Here is a 3,114-nt window from a genome sequence, read left to right on the forward strand (position 1 = left end):
ATAAATGTTTTTGGTAGCAGAAGGATACAATTTAACCAAAACATTCTCAAACGTGCTGTATGGTTTCGAACCATAAACCATTTCTTTATTTCCTGTTGAGTCTGTAAAAAACATTGTAGGGAAACCCCTTACGCCTAATTCTCTGCCTAATTTTAAATCTTCTTCAAAAAGTTCTTTTGCTTTTCCTTCGTAATCGGCTTTGAACTTAATAATGTCAAGTCCAACCTTTTTTCCTGCTAATTCTAAATATTCCCATTTTGTAATGTTCTTTTTTTGAAGAAAAACCATTTCTCGTATTTCACGAAGAAACAAAATTGCCTTTTCATTGTCTTGTATTTGTGCGGCCTTAAATGCAATTGAGGGTGGATAAGACGAATGCAATGGGTCTTCTAACCAAACGTCTCCGTCCATGGGCATATGATAAAAAATGCTTGCTTCGTCCCAATGATGAGCTACGTCAGAAGGCTTGCTAATTCCTCCACTATTATAACTCCAATCAAGAAGTAAACCTCCCATTCTGTATTCAACTTCAATATTGTTTCCATACTCTAATTTTAGCTTTCGTAGTTGTGGTTCAATGCCCCAACAAGAAGAACATATTGGGTCGGTATAATAAATTATTTTTATAGGTTTTATTTTTGCTTTTTCCAAACTGCTGTTTACTAAACTTGTTTTGTTAGTTGGTATTTCACAAATGCCACTTTCAGGGTCACACATTAAAGGGTTTTTAATTTTCATTTTTGTTTGAGTTTGGTAACATTTTCACTAATCTTAAATTCTGTTTTTAATAAATGATCGAATTTAGATAAAACCGCGCATTTATATAAATATCAGAAAATTTCAACATTAAATCATATTCAAAAATTCTAAAACTTTGCTTATTAACTATATAAGTTGATAGCAAAAAGTAGGTTTCGGTAATAATATAATTAATATTTCAAGATATTAGGTGAAAACAAATATATTCATTTCTGCTTAAATTCTGTATGTTTCGCAACTAATTTAGACTTTTTGATAAGAATTTAACTTTAACATAATCTAGCTGTTTTTTTTATACCTTTAAGCTGAACCCCAAAAACCTGACAAGACTTTTACATAATTTAAGATAGAAATTAATAACCTTAGTTAGCAGAAGCATATCATTATGAATTGATAGGGTAACATAATCAGTTATTTGAAGATGTTAGATAAATTTTTTTAATATCTTTATTTTTTGATGTAGAATTTTTAAATTAAAATCTATGTGTTTGATTTTAAGATAATTGAATTATCAATCATTGAGGCAAAATTGCAACTTTCTCCAATAGTGTCTAACTTTTTGGGGGCAGTTCATTTTTGACCTCTTTTTTATTTCTACAATTTTGTAAAACCTTACTGGCACTGGGAAGAAGTTCTATTGGAGTTGTGAATTTTAGCAGTTAAAACAAGATGTTTGGGGATATAAAAAGAAGTAATAAAATATAACGTTTTGGGGCTTGGCGAAGGTGGCGATTTTCACCACAAATGTTGATGCGGAGCACTAAACTTTGATTAACCACAAATGTGTCTGCGGAGCACGAAACCCCGTCTATTGGATAGGTGCTGTTATAGCTAGTGGCTTTTTTAATATTTCTATGTTTTTCAGTGATTCTTAAAATTCCTTTAGCAACTTTCCTGACTTTATTAAAGGTTCTTTAAATCCATTTTCTCTTAATGCATACCAAAATGTAACTGCATTAATTCCAAGTATGGGAATCCCTATTTTTGATTCAAGTTTTTCTGTCACATTAATCATACTCATGTTTGTGCCGAGTTGAACCACTGCGTCCAGTTTGTTTTTAGGTGTTGCAATATATTTTAAAATTGCTTCCTCTTTTGCCGAATCAGGAATATGGGCAATATCAGGCAAACTGGTACAGGAAAATCCAAAAGACGTAACAACCTCATAGCCCATATCCTCAAACATTTTTTTTGCGTTTTCATTGCCTTTGGCATTGAAGGGGCTAATAAGGCCTATTCTTTTAGCTTTATATTTTTTCAAGGCTGCATCGGCTGCATCATGCCAGGTTGACCAAGAGTAAGGAAATTGACTTTCAATTTTATTCATGACTTCCCTGATTTCTTTCAATCCGTATACAATATGTTCCAGGCTCATGCCCAAAATCAAATATTCCGGTTGAGCTAATGCTGAATTTTCAACAGCATTTTTAAGGCCTCCAATGAATTGATTTTTGTATGACTCCAGATCCGCCTCATTTGAAATGGTGAATTTCGGAGTATAAATATTTGAGGTGTGAAGGCCAATACCTTCAAGGCTCTCCTGATTGTTGAATAGGATGCTCCAAAGTTCATATTCCATACTGGTATTGGTGGCGGGAATTAAAAGTCCAAATTTGCGCTTAAAACTTTTACCATCAGGAAATTTCTTGTTGGTTTCAAACGCGAAGCCTGTTAACGGTTTACCGTTTAATACAAACTGGCTGGAAAGGATTGAATGGGCGGCGGAGGCATTTACCTCCGGGAGATTGATGATTTTTCCTGATAAACCTCCGGTAATTTTTTGCGATTGACTATTCATTTCAATTGGATTATTAGTTTGAGATATACAATTTTCAGAATAGCAAGCAACTAATATCGTAATTGCCAAACAAAAGTAAATTTGGGTATGTGTTAACATTTATTTTTCAGTTGTGTTTAAATAACATTGGCTGTAACGGTTGGCCGCTACAAGAAGTTGGCGATTTTTACCACAAATGTTCATACGAAGAACAAATGTTTGTGCCTCCACTAAACTGTCATACGATGCACTGAACCGCCAATTGCTTGTAGGTGCTGTTGAACTAAACCTTCGGTAGCACTCGCGCTGATTTAGTACCTTTCAAAGATAATTAAAACTTTGAAATTATGACTACAAAAAAAGCATCCCGATGCTTTAAGAGAAAACAAGATTCTCAATCAAGCCAAGCGAGAAGTTCCGGGAGCAGATAGCGCGGATTTGCAATCCGTGTCCACTCCAATTGGCGACTAAAACAAATCAAGTAAAACTATTGCTAAATCATTATCTAAACCGGCATAATTTCTAGCAGAGCTAAAATAATAATCTTCTGTCAGTGCCACAATTTTATCTTTTACAGG

General features: G+C 33.8%; 2 protein-coding genes and 1 pseudogene. All 3 read right to left on the reverse strand.

Annotated elements, in window-relative coordinates:
* Positions 1 to 738 (reverse strand): ClpXP adapter SpxH family protein (locus ACKVOD_RS11760; protein WP_409209660.1); only part of this gene is annotated, 738 nt, incomplete at its 3' end.
* An 892-nt stretch (positions 739 to 1,630) separates the two neighbouring features.
* Positions 1,631 to 2,626: a hypothetical protein gene (locus ACKVOD_RS11765; RefSeq protein ID WP_409209661.1), complete on the reverse strand. Its 996-nt coding sequence runs from the start codon at positions 2,624 to 2,626 to the stop codon at positions 1,631 to 1,633.
* A 377-nt stretch (positions 2,627 to 3,003) separates the two neighbouring features.
* Positions 3,004 to 3,114, reverse strand: a pseudogene (locus ACKVOD_RS11770) (transposase); the annotation flags it as partial.

Source organism: Flavobacterium sp., assembly GCF_046155325.1.
Lineage (GTDB): Bacteria > Bacteroidota > Bacteroidia > Flavobacteriales > Flavobacteriaceae > Flavobacterium.